Annotated in this window: 16 protein-coding genes and 2 pseudogenes; 11 read left to right on the top strand and 7 right to left on the bottom strand. The window is 63.9% G+C overall.

The window, feature by feature from the left end; all coding sequences use genetic code 11:
* Window positions 1-70 precede the first annotated feature (70 nt).
* The 3 genes from C4N04_RS27955 to C4N04_RS27945 form a co-directional block, all read right to left on the bottom strand.
* Window positions 71-1,093, bottom strand: coding sequence for an LLM class flavin-dependent oxidoreductase (locus C4N04_RS27955; protein WP_086156258.1), 1,023 nt, complete (start codon window positions 1,091-1,093; stop codon window positions 71-73).
* A 364-nt stretch (window positions 1,094-1,457) separates the two neighbouring features.
* A complete protein-coding gene (locus C4N04_RS27950; protein WP_106797533.1) occupies window positions 1,458-2,171 on the bottom strand; it encodes a DNA helicase in 714 nt (237 codons plus the stop codon).
* A 269-nt stretch (window positions 2,172-2,440) separates the two neighbouring features.
* Entirely contained in the window at window positions 2,441-3,592 is a 1,152-nt protein-coding gene (locus tag C4N04_RS27945; protein WP_106797532.1) for an ROK family transcriptional regulator, read from the bottom strand.
* Window positions 3,593-3,798: 206 nt separating this feature from the next.
* On the opposite strand from C4N04_RS27945, the gene C4N04_RS27940 reads away from it, so the two are divergent.
* The 7 genes and pseudogenes from C4N04_RS27940 (at window position 3,799) to C4N04_RS27910 (ending at window position 10,955) form a co-directional block, all read left to right on the top strand.
* Complete coding sequence (locus tag C4N04_RS27940; RefSeq protein WP_106797531.1) at window positions 3,799-5,094, top strand: extracellular solute-binding protein; 1,296 nt, start codon at window positions 3,799-3,801, stop codon at window positions 5,092-5,094.
* A gap of 73 nt (window positions 5,095-5,167) precedes the next feature.
* Window positions 5,168-6,058 (top strand): sugar ABC transporter permease, encoded by an 891-nt coding sequence (locus C4N04_RS27935; protein ID WP_106797530.1) that lies wholly within the window; start codon window positions 5,168-5,170, stop codon window positions 6,056-6,058.
* A gap of 3 nt (window positions 6,059-6,061) precedes the next feature.
* Window positions 6,062-6,979: an ABC transporter permease subunit gene (locus C4N04_RS27930; protein WP_106797529.1), complete on the top strand. Its 918-nt coding sequence runs from the start codon at window positions 6,062-6,064 to the stop codon at window positions 6,977-6,979.
* A gap of 2 nt (window positions 6,980-6,981) precedes the next feature.
* The gene (gene ugpC / locus C4N04_RS27925) at window positions 6,982-8,085 is read left to right on the top strand and encodes a sn-glycerol-3-phosphate ABC transporter ATP-binding protein UgpC (protein ID WP_106797528.1); all 1,104 of its coding nucleotides are present in this window, start codon (window positions 6,982-6,984) and stop codon (window positions 8,083-8,085) included.
* 10 nt (window positions 8,086-8,095) lie between these two features.
* Window positions 8,096-8,926 (top strand): glycerophosphodiester phosphodiesterase family protein, encoded by an 831-nt coding sequence (locus tag C4N04_RS27920; protein WP_106797527.1) that lies wholly within the window; start codon window positions 8,096-8,098, stop codon window positions 8,924-8,926.
* Window positions 8,926-9,791 (top strand): annotated as a pseudogene (locus C4N04_RS27915) (inositol monophosphatase). Before C4N04_RS27920 ends, C4N04_RS27915 begins: the two are co-directional and overlap by 1 nt.
* A 159-nt stretch (window positions 9,792-9,950) precedes the next feature.
* The gene (locus C4N04_RS27910; protein ID WP_106797526.1) at window positions 9,951-10,955 is read left to right on the top strand and encodes an SDR family oxidoreductase; all 1,005 of its coding nucleotides are present in this window, start codon (window positions 9,951-9,953) and stop codon (window positions 10,953-10,955) included.
* Window positions 10,956-11,020: 65 nt separating this feature from the next.
* Here C4N04_RS27910 and C4N04_RS27905 read toward each other — a convergent pair.
* Together C4N04_RS27905 and C4N04_RS27900 are read right to left on the bottom strand one after the other, a co-directional pair.
* Window positions 11,021-11,227 (bottom strand): annotated as a pseudogene (locus tag C4N04_RS27905) (hypothetical protein); the annotation flags it as partial.
* Window positions 11,228-11,244: 17 nt separating this feature from the next.
* Complete coding sequence (locus C4N04_RS27900) at window positions 11,245-12,042, bottom strand: DUF899 family protein (RefSeq protein WP_009994583.1); 798 nt, start codon at window positions 12,040-12,042, stop codon at window positions 11,245-11,247.
* Window positions 12,043-12,159: 117 nt separating this feature from the next.
* Between C4N04_RS27900 and C4N04_RS27895 the strand changes: the two genes are divergently transcribed.
* On the top strand, window positions 12,160-13,380 hold the full coding sequence (locus C4N04_RS27895; RefSeq protein ID WP_106797525.1) for a helix-turn-helix domain-containing protein: 1,221 nt from the start codon (window positions 12,160-12,162) through the stop codon (window positions 13,378-13,380).
* A gap of 28 nt (window positions 13,381-13,408) precedes the next feature.
* The gene (locus C4N04_RS27890) at window positions 13,409-14,041 is read left to right on the top strand and encodes a PQQ-binding-like beta-propeller repeat protein (protein WP_038692628.1); all 633 of its coding nucleotides are present in this window, start codon (window positions 13,409-13,411) and stop codon (window positions 14,039-14,041) included.
* 10 nt (window positions 14,042-14,051) lie between these two features.
* Here C4N04_RS27890 and C4N04_RS27885 read toward each other — a convergent pair whose 3' ends face one another.
* Together C4N04_RS27885 and C4N04_RS27880 are read right to left on the bottom strand one after the other, a co-directional pair.
* Window positions 14,052-14,345, bottom strand: coding sequence for a hypothetical protein (locus tag C4N04_RS27885; RefSeq protein ID WP_106797524.1), 294 nt, complete (start codon window positions 14,343-14,345; stop codon window positions 14,052-14,054).
* Window positions 14,342-14,875, bottom strand: coding sequence for a GNAT family protein (locus C4N04_RS27880; protein WP_106797523.1), 534 nt, complete (start codon window positions 14,873-14,875; stop codon window positions 14,342-14,344). Before C4N04_RS27880 ends, C4N04_RS27885 begins: the two co-directional genes overlap by 4 nt.
* Before the next feature lie 343 nt (window positions 14,876-15,218).
* Here C4N04_RS27880 and C4N04_RS27870 point away from each other — a divergent pair, with 343 nt between their 5' ends.
* Both C4N04_RS27870 and C4N04_RS27865 read left to right on the top strand, forming a co-directional pair.
* Window positions 15,219-16,916 carry an ATP-binding protein gene (locus C4N04_RS27870; protein WP_106797521.1) on the top strand — a complete coding sequence of 566 codons (1,698 nt, stop codon included), beginning with the start codon at window positions 15,219-15,221 and terminating at the stop codon, window positions 16,914-16,916.
* Window positions 16,917-16,926: 10 nt separating this feature from the next.
* A complete protein-coding gene (locus C4N04_RS27865) occupies window positions 16,927-17,328 on the top strand; it encodes a response regulator (protein ID WP_106797520.1) in 402 nt (133 codons plus the stop codon).
* Window positions 17,329-17,365 lie beyond the last annotated feature (37 nt).

The raw sequence follows: 17,365 nt of genomic DNA, 5'->3' as shown, positions 1-17,365 counted from the left end.
GTGCCGGGTTGCACACCCTCTCATCTTCGCTGCTCATGTCCACCAAGCCACTATCACAGCAACCGTAACCTCACCGCCAGCCGAGCGCCGGTGCGACGTGGGTCAGGATCGCTTCGATGACATGGGCATTATATTCGACGCCGAGCTGGTTGGGCACGGTGAGCAGCAGCGTGTCGGCCTCGGCGATCGCCTCGTCTTCGGCGAGCTGCTTGATCAGGACGTCTGGTTCGGCGGCGTAGCTGCGGCCGAAGATTGCCCGGGTCTTCTCGTCGATGAAGCCAATCTTGTCGCCTTCGTCACCGCCATAGCCGAAATAGGCGCGGTCGCGCTCATCCACCAGCGCGAAGATGCTGCGGCTGACGGAGACGCGCGGCTGGCGCGTATGGCCGGCTGCCTTCCAGGCCTCGCGATAGGCGCGGATCTGATCGGCTTGCTGAACATGGAAGGGCTCTCCCGTTTCATCGTCCTTCAGCGTCGAGCTCTGCAGGTTCATGCCGAGCTTGGCGGCCCAGACGGCGGTGGCGTTTGAGCTTGCGCCCCACCAGATCCGCTCGCGAAGGCCCTCCGAATGCGGCTCGAGACGCAAAAGACCGGGCGGGTTCGGAAACATCGGCCGCGGGTTCGGCTTGGCAAAACCTTCACCGCGCAGCACTTCAAGAAAGACTTCCGCGTGGCGCCGCGCCATCTCGGTCTCGTCCTGGCCTTCCGGCGGCGCATAGCCGAAATGGCGCCAGCCATCGATCACCTGCTCGGGCGAGCCGCGGCTGATGCCGAGCTGCAGCCGGCCGCCGGCGATGAGGTCGGCGGCGCCGGCATCCTCGGCCATATAGAGCGGGTTCTCGTAGCGCATGTCGATGACGGCGGTGCCGATCTCGATCCGGTTGGTCTTGGCACCAACGGCGGCCAGCAGCGGGAAGGGCGAAGCCAGCTGCCGGGCGAAGTGGTGCACGCGAAAATACGCCCCGTCGGCGCCGAGCTCTTCAGCGGCGACTGCAAGATCGATCGACTGCAGCAGCGCATCTCCGGCCGAGCGCGTCTGCGATTGCGGCGAGGGCGTCCAGTGCCCGAACGAGAGGAAACCGATCTTCTTCATGTCGATGCCGCACCTTGATCTGTTGCGTCTAGGGTTGACAGGTCATGGCACAGTTTTAGGCGGGAAGACAATCGGAACCGGATAGTCTCGGCGCATCGGTGCTGTCGTCTGCCCGTTTCCGAGCCTTTCCCTCGGTCGCTCCGGTTCATCGTCGGGGCGTCGCCCGGCGGAAGCGCTACGGCTGGCCGACATCGACCACAATACTCGAAAGGGTTATCGTGTCCGCTCATGCCTGCCCTAAGTTAAACGGGTGCAGCGGAGCAAGGTCCGTCTCTGGCGCTCACGCCAGATGCGCAAATTGGTCCGCTCGCAAAAACCGGTCGCGGGTCAGGCGTGAGACCTGCGACCGGGGCAGCGCAGTGCCCTAAACCGCCGCGCCGAAGACCATCTTTCCGTTGTTCAGAAAGCACGCCTTGTCAAACAGCTGCAGGTCAAGCGGGTTTGGCAGCCTAATGTCGCCTATGTCGGGCAGGGGCTTTCGCGCCACCTCGAAGGATCGGTCGATCTGAGCGATGAAGACCATGATCATGCCGTGTCGGCGCGCGAAGACCTTCAGAGTGCCGACCTGGGCCGAGAGTTCCGGGTTTTCCCGCTTCTGGTCGAGCAGCTGGAGGTAATCGACGACCACAAGAGTGCCACGCGGGGCGGAGGCCAGTCTCGCGGTTATGTAGTCGGCGCTGATAGCGTCGGAGCCGTCGAATTCAAACAGGTGATCGAACTGGACCCGGTCGATACCAATAGCGCGAAAGCGATCATCCACATTCTCTCGTGTGTACTCCAGCGAGAAGAACACTCCGGGATGGCCTGATTTCATCGCCTCGACCGCGAGTTTAAGCCCCATCAGGGTCTTGCCGTGGCCGGGCCGGGCGCCGACGAGCAGGAGGTCGCCGGGCCGCAAGTGTGCAAACAGCTCGCTGGCGGGCAAGGTCTCCAATGCCTTTGCTGCGAGCAGGCTCCAGCGGCTATAACCCTCGTCCTTGGCTACGCGGTCGAGCGCCTGATGCAGCGGTATATCCTCGGCGCGCGACAGCGCCTTGGCCTTACGCTTAAGGTGATAAATGGGCTGAGTCGTCTTCATGCATAAACCTCCTATTGCGAGCGGCTTTCGCAATCCCTCCTTATGCCAGGTGCTCGAACAGTCGGTTCGGTGTCAGGTAGCCCCGCATGACGTCTGCTTTCCCGATGGAGGGGGGAGGCGTGGGCTGCGCCGGAATCAGATCATAGCGCAGGTCCATTCGGCCGAAAATTGCCTGCGCCGCCTCGGAGCAAAAAATCTGTAACGCCGCCAGGCGGAAACGGAGGAAATTACCGGAGTCGGTCTCCGCTCGCGTTGATAAGCCGCCGGAATCAATAAAACGCCGATTTGAACGGCGCGATGGCGGCGCCCATGGCGGAGGCGTCGCTTGCGATCTCGGAGATGATCAGCTTAGGGTGGCGGCGTCCGACGCCGTAGCGGGGGCGATCGAAGATCTCGGTGCGATCGATCAGCATTTGCGCGAGCGCCGGCGGGATCTGGCCGCCGAAGACGATTCCCTGCGGATCGAAGATGGCCCAGATCGCGTTAATGAGGCGGTTGTAGGCCGGCGTCACCTTGTCCACCCATTCCGCAACACCCGGCCATTTTGTGTCGAAATGCTTGCGCATGTAGGTGATCGACGGAATATCGAGGCCGTTGCGGTTGAGATTTTCGATCAGGTATTGCAGGGCCGGCCGGCGCTTGCTTTCCTCGGCATCGTAGATGCCGGAGAATTCGCCGGCATTGCCGACGCCGCTATGCAGCAGTTCGCCATTGCTGACGAGGCCGCCGCCGAAGCCGTAATTGAAGCTGAGATAGGCAAAGTGCCTGATGTAGCGGCCGGCGCCGAACATGGATTCGGCGACCGTGCCCGCCTTTCCGCCATTATGGACCCAGACGGGCTTCTTGAAGAAGTCCGTCAGCAGCGGCCCGAGCTCGATCAGCGACCATTCGTGCAGCGGCAGGGGCGCGTTGTAGCGGGTGCCGCTGACGTGGAAGCCGGCAATGCCGAAGCCGATGCCGAAGAATGCCTCGTCGGAGAGCCCGTTCTGCCTCTGGTGCTCTGTCATCTGCTCAAGCACGAGATCGAGCGACTGGGCCATCGAGCGCTCGCGCAGGGTGATGCTGCTTTCGGCGAGCACTTTGCCCGACAGATCCATCAGGCAGATGCCGATCACGTCAGTATTGACCGAGATGCCGCAGGAGTAGGCGTAACGGCCGTCCAGCCGCAGCGTCGGGCTCGGCTGGCCGCGGCCGGCGCCCGGCTTCGGCGAGCCGAAGGAGACTATGCCGCGTTCCTCCAGTTGGTCGATGATGCGATAGACCGATTGCTGGGTGAGGTCGGTGTGGCCGGTGACTTCGGAGCGGGAGAGGCCGGGATTGCGCCAGATCAGCCTCAGGAGATCGCGTTCGTTGGGAGAAACGACTCCACCGCCTTCGCGCAGGAAGTGCGGGGCGATCAGCGGCTCCGGGAAATAGGTCATATCCAACACCTCGGTCGTCGATAATTACCATATGCGTGTAGTAATCAGGCCCGTCTCCAGCGGTGATTTCGTGCTTTGAGCCTATAGCAACAGCCTGTTGTCGCCGCAAGCCAGGATCCGTCACCAAATTGTTACACACTGTGTGTAGTAATGCGCCATCACCGAAGGCGGGCAGTGAGCCGGCCGATCAAACAGGCGAGGGCAAGATGAAGATTTCCATTCTGGCGGCTGCGGCCGCGCTGACGGCGGGGCAGGCCGCCAATATCGAATTCTGGTACGGCAATACCGGTGTCGTCGAAACGGCGATTCAGGATCAGTGCGCTGCTTTCAATGCAGCGCAGTCCGAGCATCACATCACCTGCGTCGGGCAGGGCAGCTACGAGGTGTCGATGCAGAAGGCGATTGCCGCCTTCCGCGCCAAGAACCATCCCGTCCTCATCCAGTTCTTCGACGCCGGTACGCTCGACCTAATGCTGTCGGACGCCGTCGTGCCGGTCCAGGACGAACTGCCCGACGTCAAATGGGACAATTACATAACCGGCGCCCGCGCCTATTACGAAACCTCCGGCGGCAAGCTGTTTGCCCAGCCCTACAATGCCTCGACGCTGCTCTTCTACACCAACAGAACCGAGCTGGAGAAAGCCGGCATCACCAAGACGCCTGAGACGTGGGAGGAGATCATCGAGGCCGCCCGCAAGCTGAAGGCCGCGGGCCATGCCTGCCCCTTCACCACCGATGGCGACACATGGCGTGTGCTCGAACAGTTCTCGGCCCGCCACGGCCTGCCGATCGCCTCGAAGCACAACGGCTATGATGGCCTCGACGCCGAATATGTCTTCAACACCACCTTCGCCGCCAAGCATCTGCAGAACCTGGTGGACTGGCGCAAGGAAGGCCTGGTGAAGCTCGGAAGCGATACCAAGGCCGGCAATTTCACCGCCGCCTTCAATGCCGGCGAATGCGCCATGATGGAAAATTCCTCGGGCTCCTATACGGCCTCCGCCAAGGCCTTCGAAGGCAAGTTTGAACTGACCGTCTCCCTGGCGCCGATGTATCAGGGCCACGAGCGCCACAACACCTTCGTCGGCGGCGCCTCGATCTATATCATGAAGGGTCATGACAAGGCTGAAATCGAAGGCGCCAAGGCTTTTCTCGATTTCCTGCGCCGTCCCGAGCAGCAGATGGCCTTTACCGCGGCCACCGGCTACGTGCCCGTCACCAATGATGTGATGGAGGCGATCGAAAAGAGCGGGGAGGCCAGTTCGCCGAAATATGCCACCGCGGCCCTCGGCATCGGTTCGATGAACGAGCCGCGCACGCCGGATACGCGCGGCATCCGCCTCGGCTTCTATGTCCAGTTCCGACAGATCTTCATGGAGGAGACCCAGAAGGCCTTTGCCGGGGAGAAGACCATGCAGGCAGCACTCGACAGCGCCAAGAAGCGCGGCGACGAACTGCTTCGCCGCTTCGAGCAGACCTACAAGGGCGCAAAGCTGCACTGACCGGACACTCCCCCGTACGGGACGCGCGGAGCCGCGCGCCCCGCACGGTTCTTTCCATGCAGGGCCTCCTCCCATGACGTCGGAATCTTCGCTTTTCAGCCATCGCTGGCTGCCGCTTTTTCTGGTGGCGCCGTTCATGCTGCTGATCGTCTTGTTCTTCTATGCGCCGATCTTCCAGGCCTTCTACTGGTCGTTCTTTCTCGAACGCCCCTTCGGCGGCGGCTCGATGTTCGTCGGATCAGAGAATTTCGTCCGTGTGCTCTCCGATCCGGAATTCTGGGAGGCCGGCTGGCGCACCATCGTCTTCATGATCACCGGCTCCTCGCTGGCGGTGCTGATCCCGCTGATCCTGGCAGTCGCGGCCGATCGCAAGATCCGCCTCTCGCTGCCGGCCCGCAACGTTCTCGTCTGGCCGAAGGGCGTGGCGGGCGCCTCGATCGGCGTCGTCTTCGCCTTCCTTTTCAATCCGTTCGTCGGCGTGCTTGCGCCGCTCAATTCCATCTTTCCAGGCATCTGGGCGCCTGGCATCGATGGCACGGACGCCTTCATCACGCTGATAGCAGCCCATGTCTGGGGCGGCATTCCGTTCAATTTCGTCATCCTGCTCGCCGGGCTGCAATCGATCCCGCGCACCATGCACCAGGCGGCCGCCATGGATGGGGCAGGGCCGTGGCGGCGCATCCTCGACGTGCAGCTGCCGCTGATCGCGCCACAGCTCTTCCTGACGCTGGTGCTGGAATTCACCGAAAGCGTCACCTCGGCCTTCGCCCTGATCGACACGATCACCAAGGGCGGGCCGGGCGGCTCGACGACGCTGCTCGTCTACAAGATCTATACCGACGGCTTTTCCGGCTACGACCTGTCCGGCGCCTCGACGCAGACGGCGATCCTGATGGTCTTCGTCGTTCTCCTCACCGCCGCCCAGTTCCTCTTCCTCGGCCGGCGCATCAACTACGAGCGGTGACCCATGATCGAAAACGCGCGTTCCCTCAACATCGCCGCCAGCCTCATCCTCGTCGTCGGCATCCTCTATATTCTCGGGCCGCTCTACCTGACGCTCGTCACGGCCTCGCAATCCTATGAATATATGCTGCGCAACGGGCTGGCGTGGATCCCGGGCGACCAGCTGTTCTCCAACATGGCGCGGGTTTTTTCCGAAACGCACATCCCGATCCAGATGCTCAACAGCCTGGCGGTCGCCCTCGGCGATGCGATCGCCACCTGCGTGCTGTCGTTCCTGTCGGCCTATGCCATCGTCTATTTTCGTGTTCGCTGGGCGGGCGTGGTGTTTGCGCTGATCCTCGCGACCATCATGCTGCCGATCGAGATCCGCGTCATCACCACCTATCAGGTGGCGTCGAACGTGTTTTCGCCGGTAAATGCCTTGCTCGACATGACAGGACTGAACGGGCTGATCGCCAATTATTTCGGTGCGCCCGTGAAGCTCGAATGGAACCTGCTCGACACGCATCTCGGACTCGTCGCGCCGCTTGTTGCCCACGGCACCGGCACCTTCCTGTTCCGCCAGTTCTTCCTCACCCTGCCGATGGATCTGTTCAAGGCGGCGCGCATGGATGGGGCGGGGCCGATCCGTTTCCTGTTCGACATCCTGCTGCCGCTGTCGCGCACCAGCTTCGCCGCACTCTTCGTGCTGACCTTCCTCAGCGGCTGGACGCAATATCTCTGGCCGCTCGTCGCCGCCTCGACATCGGACATGCAGACAGCCGTCGTCGGACTGGCGCGGCTCGTTCCCGATGCCGATGGGACGGTGCCGGATTTTCCGATGATCATGGCCGCCACCATCGTCGTCTCAATCATCCCGCTGGCGATGATCGCGCTTCTGCAGCGCTATCTCGTCCAGGGCCTCGTTCTCACGGAGAAATAGCCATGAACGCGATCGACATGGCGATCCGCGCCGCCGCCGCCAACATCAAGCTGACAGGCGTCACCAAGGCCTATGACGCCCAGACCGTCGTCATCCCGCCGCTCGACGTTGAACTCAGGGCCGGCGAATTCACCGTCGTTCTCGGCCCGTCCGGCTGCGGCAAGTCCACGCTCCTGCAGATGATCGCGGGGCTGGAGCGGGTAAGCGCCGGGCAGATCGCGATCGGCGGGCGCGAGGTGCAGGATCTGGAACCGAAGCACCGCGGCTGCGCCATGGTGTTCCAGAACTACGCCCTCTATCCGCATATGAGCGTGTTCGACAACATCGCCTACAGCCTGAAGATCTCGGGCATGGCGAAGGCCGAGCGCATCGACCGGGTCGGGGCGGTGGCGAAGATGCTCGGGCTTTCCGACTATCTCGCCCGCAAGCCGGCGCAATTGTCGGGCGGCCAGCGCCAGCGCGTGGCGATTGGCCGGGCCATCGTGCGCGAACCCGGCGTGCTGCTCTTCGACGAGCCGCTGTCCAACCTCGATGCGCAGCTGCGTCACGACATGCGCGTCGAACTCGCTGAGCTGCACCGGCGCATCGGTGCCACCACCGTCTTCGTCACCCACGATCAGGTGGAGGCGATGACGCTCGCCGACCGCATCCTGATCCTGAACAAGGGGCGCATCGAGCAGTTCGACACGCCGAAGGCGATCTATCACCATCCGGCCTCGGTCTTCGTGGCGAAATTCATCGGCGCACCGCCGATGAACATCCTGCCGGTCACCGGCGACGGCACGGTGCTGAGGCTCGCCGACGGGCAGGTTGCGGCGCAAGCGCCGCTGACCGGCAGCTACCAGCTCGGCATCCGGCCGGAGGATATTCTTCTCGACAGCAAGGACGGCCGCGCCGTCACCGCCGCACTGCGTTTTCGCGAGGATCTCGGCTCGCACGCGATCCTGGCGGCCGAGCTCGGCGGCTCGGTCGTCCGGATTGCGACTCCTTTCGGCGCGGAGGTTCTGGACCGCGGCGAGCTCTCTCTCACTTTCCCTGCCTCCCGCCTGCATCTCTTCGATGCGGAGAGCGGCAGGGCCATACCCGGCGCATTCGCCGCCCATTAAAGGAAGCCCCATGAAATATATCAATCATATTGCCGATCCGTCGCGTCCCTGCGCCATCGTCGCCCATCGCGGCGCCTGGCTCCATGCGCCCGAAAACAGCCTGGCGGCGATCGAGGCCGCCATTGCCGGCGGCTACGACATCGTCGAACTGGATATCCGCCAGAGCGCCGACGGCGTGCTGTTCATCCTGCATGACGATACGCTGATGCGCATGGCGGGCGTCGACCGCATTCCCGAGGAAATGACGATTGCCGAAATCACCAGCCTCAGGCTGCGCATGGCCGATGGCGGCCCCGGCCAGCCCTTCACGACCGAAACCGTTCCGACGCTCGAACAGGTGCTCGAAACCGTGCGCGGCCGCATCTTCGTCGATCTCGACATAAAGCATCTCGAAATGATGGAAGTCGTGGCAGCCAAGGTCAAGGAAATGGGCATGGCCGACCAGGTCGACCTCAAAGCGCCGGCCGGCACGCCGGAAGCGCTCGCCTGGCTTTCCGGACGGAGCGGGATCAACGGCATCCCTTTCATGGGCCAGGCCTTCTTCAAGGAGGGAACCGCCGAGCGGACGGCAGAAACCATCCTCTCGATCAAGCCCTTCATGTGCGAAGCCAAGTTCGACCGGCTGGAAACGCTCGCCGGCCAGCATCCGCGCCTGCGCGAGGCCGGCATCTCGCTCTGGGTCAATACGCTCGATCCGGTCTCCTGCTGCGGCCTGACCGACAGCGCAGCCCTTGCCGATCCCGATGCGGTCTGGGGCCGGATGATGGCATCGGGCATCAGCGTCATCCAGACCGACCAGCCGGCAGCGCTGAAGGCCTACATCGAGGCGCGCCGGGCATGATGAGAGCAGTCAAGGCCGCCGAGCCGGCACGAGGCTTCAGCGGAATTTCCGACAGCCTTTTCGCTGCGCTGATGCAGAATATGCGTGAGGCGGCGGAGGCGGAAATCTTGCCCCGCTTCCTCGGCGTCACCGCCGAGGGCATCCGTACCAAGACGGCCCCGGACGATCTGGTGACCGATGCGGATATCGGCGCCGAGCGGCGGCTCACCGAGGCGTTTTCGGCGCGCTTTCCCAAGGCGCTGCTCGTCGGCGAAGAGGCGGTGTCGGCCGACCCTTCAATCCTTTCGCGGCTCGCCGATGCCGATCTCGCCGTCATCATCGATCCCGTCGACGGCACCTGGAATTTCGCTCATGGCGTGCCGCTCTTCGGCATGATCGTCGCGATCGTCTCCGGCGGGCAAACGGTGGCCGGGCTGATCCACTATCCCGTCACGGGCGATTTTCTTGCCGCCCGGCAGGGCGAGGGCGCATGGCACATCGCCCGCAACGGCATAGAGACCCGGCTTTCCGTCGCGCTGCCATCGCCGCTCGGCGAGATGCATGGCTTCGTGCCGCTGCAGATGTTCCCCGCCGAGGATCAGCCGGTCTATGCGCAGCGCCTGCTGCGCTTTGCCGCACCACCACATGGCGCTGCTCGGCGCATGAATACCGGATGGTGGCGACAGGCGCGATGAGCTTCTCGCTCAATGCCGAACTCAAACCGTGGGACCACGCCGCCGGCGTCCTCATTCACCGGGAGGCCGGCGGCTACGGCGCACTCCTCACCGGCGAAGCCTACCGGCCGGCCATGTCCGTCGGGCGGCTCCTGCTGGCGCCGGACGCGGAAAGCTGGGAAGCGATCCGCCGGGTGTTGTCGGAGGGATAGCGACCGGCGAGCCGGCTGGCCGTGCGGGAGGTGGACGCCGCCCGCACGGCCGCACGAACGTCGCGCCGATAGAACCGGGAACTCCGGTTGCGCGGATGTGTTCGGTCCCTGTGCCCGTGTAGGCGGGTGCATTCCCAAGTCGGACAGAAGGGATCAACGATGTCTATCAACCTCGAAAATGCAGTCGTGGTTATCACGGGAGCATCGAGCGGCATTGGCCAGGCCGCTGCCGAGGCTTTCGCCCGGCGCGGCAGCAGGCTGGTGCTGGCGGCGCGCAACGGCGAGGCGCTGGAAAAGGTTGCTGAGACGTGCAGAGGGCTCGGGGCGGAGGCGATCTCCGTCGTGACCGACGTGACCGAGCCTACCGCCGTCAAGGCGCTTGCCGACAAGGCGAAGGACCTCGGCGGAATCGATGTCTGGGTCAGCAATGTCGGCGTCGGCGCGGTCGGCCGGTTCGAGGAAACTCCGATCGAGGCTCATGAGCAGGTTATCCGCACCAATCTGATCGGCCACATCAATGATGCCCATGCGGCCGTGCCGATCTTCCTGGAGCAGGGCAGGGGCGTCTTCATCAACATGATCTCGCTCGGCGGCTTTGCGGCGGCGCCGTTTGCGACCGCCTACAGCGCCAGCAAGTTCGGCCTTCGCGGCTTCTCCGAGGCGCTGAGGGCGGAGCTCGCCGACAAGCCCCGCATCCACATCTGCGACGTCTATCCTGCCTTTGCCGATACCCCGGGCCTTCGGCACGGAGCGAATTTCGTCGGGCGGCAGGTTTCCGCGCCGCCGCCGGTCCTCGATGCGCGCCGTGTGGCCGAGGCGATCGTCAGCGTCGCCAGATCGCCGCGCGCCACCACAACGGTTGGCGTGGTCACCAATGCGACGAGACTCGCCCATCTGCTGGCGCCTAATCTCGCCGCCAGAACGCTCGCCCGGCTGATGGCCGGCTATTTCAAGCGGGCGCCGCGCGCCGTCGAAAGCGACGGCAATCTCTACCGGCCCTCCACGGACGCGGCTCACATCGACGGCGGGCTCCGATCGCCGCACCGATATTCGGCGCCGCTGCTCCTCGGCCTTGCCGCGGTTGCCGTGCTGGCATTCGGTGCCGCGGCGAGAACGCCGCCCCGCCGGCGGCTGGCTCTGGGCAGCCGGCATCGGATTTGGTAGGCGGCTGCGTGGTGTGCTGGATTTCTGTACGGTGCGCGGCACTCAAGCCGAGTTGGCGGAAGAAATCACTGCCGGCCCACACCCCGCCCGCCAGCAAGCCTCAGCCAAGGAGCCAGATGAAAGCCGCTCATCAGCAGGTACATCGGCGCCATTCCGCCGATCGGGAAGGCATCCGGCGTCGTCATGCAGATCATGTCGTGACTGCCGGTTGCGGCCGTCAGCAGGGCCATGATCGCGAAGGTCGGGGCGGCGGCGAGCGAGAGGTAATCGGCGGCGAGCGGCATCGGCGTCACTCCTTGCCGTAGCGGTCGTGGTGGCGCCACCAGATGCCGGTTTCGTTGCGGCCCTTCGGCGCGCGGTCGAGCCATTGGTATACGCCCCAGAGCCCGTCCAGCCCGCGCGCATAGCTGGAATAACTGTGGTAGACGGCGCCGTCGATCAGCTCGAAAGCGCTGACGCCGGGGCGGTCGCGGGTGTAGGTGGCGACGTCGGTGCCGGTCATCGACGCGATCTGGACGATCGGTGCTTCGCTGCCGCGCAGCTGCCATTCCTGGACGGCGGCGCCGGGCGCGGGTTCGGGGGCGGGCGGCTCGCGGCGGTAGTTGTATTCGATGCCGCCCGAGCGCTGCTCTTCGGCGCTGAACCAGACGCTGAAATCGCCGTTGAAATCGCTGCTGGCGGAGGAGGCCCAGGGAAAACTCCAGTCCATGCGCCGCTTGAAGGCCTGAAGCTTTGCAAGCGGTGCGCGCGAGACCGCCCAGAAGGCGACGTCGTGATTTTCGAGATGGACGAAGAAGCCGTTGAAGCCGTCGGCGATCGAGGAGCAGGAGGGGCATCCGGCGCTGTAATCCGGGCCGAACATGAAGTGATAGACGAGCAGCTGCGAGCGTCCGCCGAAGAGGTCCTGAAGCGAGGCATCGCCGCTTTCCGTGTCGAAGCGATATTGCTTGTCGATCCTTACCCGCGGCAATTGCTGGCGCTTGAGGGCCAGCGCGTCGCTACGCCGCGTCAGTTCCTTCTCCTCTTCGAGCAGATCTAGTCTCGCCGCCAGCCAGCGCTCGCGCGTTGCGTTCAGTTCACCGGTCATGGGGTCTTCTCCTTTGCTTGCCAATTGTCGTAGCATCCGGCGGCTTTGCCGGCCGCTTGCGAGAAGATTACCGCCGGTCAGGCAAATGGCGGGAGTGACAAGTATGACGGGATTTGAATGGACTCGCTGATCACCGCCGCCGCGCGGGCACTGGCATCCGGGGACGCTCTCGGCGCCCTGAAGCGGGTGGCGCTGCGCGACGATGCGCCGGCGCTGGCGCTGCGCGGCATTGCCATGGCGCAGCTCGGCGACCTCGTCCGCGCCAAGGCGCTGTTGAAGAGTGCGGCGCGCGCCTTCGGCCCGCGCGAGGCGGTTGCCCGCGCCCGCTGCGTCGTCGCCGAGGCCGAGATCGCACTCGCCTCTCGCGACCTTACCCGGCCGGTCAAGGCGCTGGAGGTGGCGCAGGCAACGCTTCAGGCCCGCGGCGACCGGGTCAACGCCGCCCATGCCGGCAATATCGCTATTCGCCGGCTGGTGCTGATCGGTCGGCTCGACGAGGCAGAGCAGGCGCTTGGCGCGCTCGACCCGACGCCGCTGCCGCCGGCCTTGCGGACCGCCCATGAGCTGGTGGCATCAGGCATCGCCGTGCGCCGACTCCGGACCGAGGCGGCGCGCGCGGCGCTCGAGCGGGCAAGGATTTCGGCGCGCGAAGCCGATATCCCGGCGCTGACGGCGGAGGTCGAAGCCGCCGCCCGTGTGCTCGACATGCCGGCTGCGCGGCTGATTTCCCATGGCGGCGAGCGCCCGCTGCTGCTTCAAGAGGTGGAGGCGCTGTTTTCCGGGGAGACGCTGGTCGTCGATGCCTGCCGCCATGTCGTGCGCAACGGCGATACCGTCGTGTCGCTGGCGACGCGGCCGGTGCTTTTCGCCCTTGCCCGCGCGCTTGCCGAGGCTTGGCCGGGCGATGTCGCGCGCGGCGCGCTCATCGCACGCGCCTTCCGCGGCAAACATGCCGATGAATCGCATCGCGCCCGGCTGCGCGTCGAGATCGGCCGGCTGCGTGGCGCCCTGCAAAGTCTTGCGGAGATTTCGGCGACGAAACGCGGCTTTCGCCTCTCGCCGCGCGGCGGTGGCGAGATCGCCGTGCTTGCGCCGCTCGTCGAAGGACCGCATGCGGCGGTGCTCGCCTTTCTGGCCGATGGTGAGGCCTGGTCGACTTCGGCGCTGTCGATTGCGCTCGGCGCGAGCTCCCGCACCGTGCAGCGGGCTCTGGACGTGCTGGCCGGGGAGGGCAAGGCGCAATCGCTCGGGCGCGGCCGGGCGCGCCGCTGGCTGAGCCCGCCGCTTGCAACTTTCCCGACGATCTTGTTACTCCCCGGGCCGCTGCCGAGCGACTAAGATGGGGCAAATCCATCAGGAGGAAGAGATGAAGAAATCGGCTGCAACGATCCTGCGTGAATATGGGCCTTTTCCCGGCGCTGACCGCGTCAACGGCGTCACCTTCGACGGCCGGCACGTCTGGTTCGCCTCTGGCGACAGGCTGAACGCGCTCGATCCTGACAGTGGCGAGGTGGTGCGTTCGATCGAGGTCGCCTCCCATGCCGGAACGGCCTTCGATGGCGAATTCCTCTATCAAATCGCCGAGGATGTCATCCACAAGATCGACCCGAAGACCGGCCAGATCCTCACCACCATACCGGCGCCCGGCAATGGCGGCGATTCCGGCCTTGCCTGGGCCGAGGGCACGCTCTGGGTCGGCCAGCATCGCGGCCGCAGGATACACCAGATCGATCCCGATACCGGCAAAATCCTGCGCACCATCGAATCCAACCGCGTCGTGACTGGCGTCACCTGGGTCGACGGCCAGCTCTGGCACGGCACCTGGGAAGGCGAAGACAGCGACGTCAGGCGCATCGATCCCGAGACCGGAGAGGTGCTGGAGCGGCTGGAGATGCCGGAAGGAGCCGGCGTCTCCGGCCTCGAATCCGACGGGCGCGACTGCTTTTTCTGTGGCGGCGGCGGCAGCGGCAAGATCCGCGCGGTGCGCCGGCCGGGGTGAGGCTGCGGCATCAGAGCGAGCCGGCCGGCCACCTGTACAAGATCCCCCGGATGGCGGACCTGACCTGTTCCTCGGACGGGGGATCGACTTCGAAATAGCTGCCGAACCGCGCCGCCAAGGTGGTTATCCGATCGTCCGGAATTGCGGACAGCATCTCCGGCGTCACCCGATCCCCGAGAACATCGAGGATCACCTCGTAACACTCATGCGCCGAGGCATCCTCGAACGGCACCGGCGGGCAGACCGCGCTGCCGAATTCTTCGCCCACTGCCTGCTCGAATTCCATTCTCGACATGTCGCTCATGCGCTGCCCTCGTCGAATAACAGAGCCATGCTGATCGCATCGATGAACCGGTCGTCGATGCGCACGGCGCGCCGGGCTATGCCTTCGCGTGTGAAGCCCACTTTCTCATAAAGAGCAATGGCGCGGCTATTGTCTTCATGGACATCGAGCTCGACCCGCAAGAGTCCGGCTTCCTGCGCTCCCTTCAGCGTCGTCTCGATGAGCCGCCGACCGAGACCCTTGCCGCGATAGGTGGGAAGAATGCCCAATCCGAGGCTGCCGCGATGAGCGTGCGAGGGGTAGGCATGCCGGCGGATGTCACACCAGCCGACCACCTCGTCTCCGATGGCGGCGACGAATTGCGGATTGCCCTTCGCGATCATGTCCATGACGAAATCACGCGTTTGCGGCAGCGGCGGCGCCTCGAACATGCTCAAAAACCTTTTCTCGCGTGCGACGGTGTCGAGGGCGCGGTGAAAGCTGTCGATATGGGCGGCGGCGATTGGCTCGATCCTGATGCCAGATGTATCGGGCGAGGTGACTGCGTCCATATTTTCTCCTTTCACGGCGACTGGCGGTACTGATCTGTAGCTAAATTCATGCATGTGCTGAAGAGATTGGTCGAATTTCCTTCAACTCGCCTTGTCCTTCGAGGCCCCTCCGGGGCACCTTCAGGATGAGGCTCTCGTGGGCACGGCGAGCGGCAATCTCCAACCTTCCCTCATGCTGAGGTGCGCAGCCCGCAGCGCTGATGCCTCGAAGCACGCGCTCGGCGCTGCTTCTTACGATCTTCTGGTCCAGGGCGGGCTACAACCCCTCTCCGGGGAGCAATTCATCGTCCGTCAACTTTTGCGTGTCAATTTCTCCAGTAGCGAAAGCAAAAGGTTGCGGTAATTGAAGGTCCGGCTCACATCGCACATAACACTCGTCCTGGTGGCGCTCACCTCAGCGGCGGCGGTGCTGTTTTGCGGCTTTGCCTGGCTTGCCTCCGTGAAAGTCGATGATTTCTACTTGCGTCGGCAGGCGGATTTCGTCGGCCAGGGGCTGGAAGAACAAATCCACGCGCTTCCGCGCGAGCAGGAAAGCGTTACCAAATGGGACGACGCTTTCCTTTACGCCAAGCAGCGGAACCATGAATGGCTGCTGGAGAATATTGGCAAATGGACGAGCCGGTATTTCGGGCACGACAGGACCTATATTTTCGATGATACCAACCGGCTGATGTTTGCCTTCCGCGATGGCGTGGATGCGATGCCGCCGCGGCTTGGCAGCGACGACGGCGAGCAGGTGGATGCACTGGCCAGCGAGATGCGGGCCGCGCTCGTCGAGGAGGCTTTGAAGCCTGGAGCCGAACCGCTTGGCCAGTTGGCCAGCGTTCGCACGATCATGATTGGCGACAGGCCGGCGATCGCAAGCGCGCGCCCCATGCTGCCCAGTTCGACGCGGATGCAGATCCAGGCAGGCCAGGAATTCATCGCCGTCTCGATCAAGTTCATCGACGTAAAAGTCGCCGAAGACATCGCCCATTATGCCAGGCTCGAAGGCCTGCGTTTTACGCTTTCGCAAGGCCCGGACGAGCGGGCGCATGTGCCCGTATCGTCCCACGACGGGGGCACGATCGGTTATCTCGTATGGCAGCCGATCCGGCCGGGCTTCATGTTGCTTCAGCAGATCGCGCCGGCAGGGCTCGGCTGCCTGGCGCTGCTGATCGCCGCCGTGTTCTGGCTCGGACGCGGCCTGCACCGGACGTCGATGACCCTGCTCGACAGCCAGGCCGAGATCACCCACCACCGCAACCATCTGGAAGAGATGGTGGCCGATCGGACGGCCGAAATCGAAAGGCAAAGGGCGGAGCTGGACCGCCTGCTGACACACGAACGCCAGGTGAATGCGCTCCAGCGCCAGTTCGTCGCCATGGCCTCGCACGAATTTCGAACCCCGCTTGCAATCATCGACGCCGCCGCCCAGCGGCTCTGCCGCTCGACGACCAATGTCAGCGGCGATTACGTTCACGAAAAAGCCGGGGTGATCCGCAGCGCGGTCGTGCGCATGGTCGATCTGATGGAGAGTATTCTTGCCAGCGGCCGGCTGGAAACCGGACAGATCATTCTGAAGCGGAGCGAAGGCGATCTGAAAGCCCTGCTCGTCGCCTGCCTTAACAGACAGCGCGAGCTCAGCCGCTCGCATGTCTTCCATCTCGATCTCGAGCCGACGCCTGAGGTCTTGGCTTTCGATCGCAGTGCGATGGAACAGGTTTTCACCAACCTGATTTCGAATGCCGTCAAATATTCGCCCGCTGCGCCTGACATTTATGTTCGCGCTCAAGCTGACGAAAAGACGGTGGAAATCGCCATTGCCGACGGTGGCATCGGCATCGATGCGGATGATCTGCCGAAACTGTTCCAACCCTATTACCGGGCCCGCAGTGCCACGGGCATTGCCGGGACCGGCATCGGACTCAACGTCGTCAAGCAGGTCGTCGAACTGCATGGCGGCAGCGTCGAGGTGATGAGCGAGCTTGGCAAGGGCACAACATTTACCATTCGTCTGCCAATAGAGGTTCTATTGTCGGATCAACAAGTCGCAGCTTAAGGAAGAGCTCATGGTTACAGTCCTGTGCATAGAAGACGAAGTCGAGATCCGGAATCTCCTCGTCGAAGAGTTGAACGAAGCCGGCTACAAGACGCTCCAGGCCTCCAACGGCGCTGAAGGACTGGAAATGCTCCTGTCGAAATGGCCCGACATCGTCATCAGCGATATTTCCATGCCTGTTATGGACGGGCACCAGCTTCTGGCGGAAATCCAGATCAATCACCCGGAGCTCTCCAACATTCCCTTCATCCTGCTGACGGCGCTGACCGACCGTGAAAACACGCTTGCCGGCCTGCGGGCCGGTGCGGCGGACTATCTAACCAAGCCGCTCGACTTCGACCTGCTGCTCGCCAAGCTGGAGGGCTGCGTGACGCGGCTGGAGAACGACAAGGCGGTCAATCGGTCGTTTTGAGGGGTGGCGTTGAACGAGATGAGGATGAAGGGCGTGC

The organism is Rhizobium sp. H4, assembly GCF_003013335.1.
In the GTDB taxonomy this organism is placed as follows: domain Bacteria; phylum Pseudomonadota; class Alphaproteobacteria; order Rhizobiales; family Rhizobiaceae; genus Rhizobium; species Rhizobium sophoriradicis.
The sequence above is the reverse complement of the archived record's forward strand: the minus strand, read 5'-3'. Positions and strand labels throughout refer to the sequence as shown.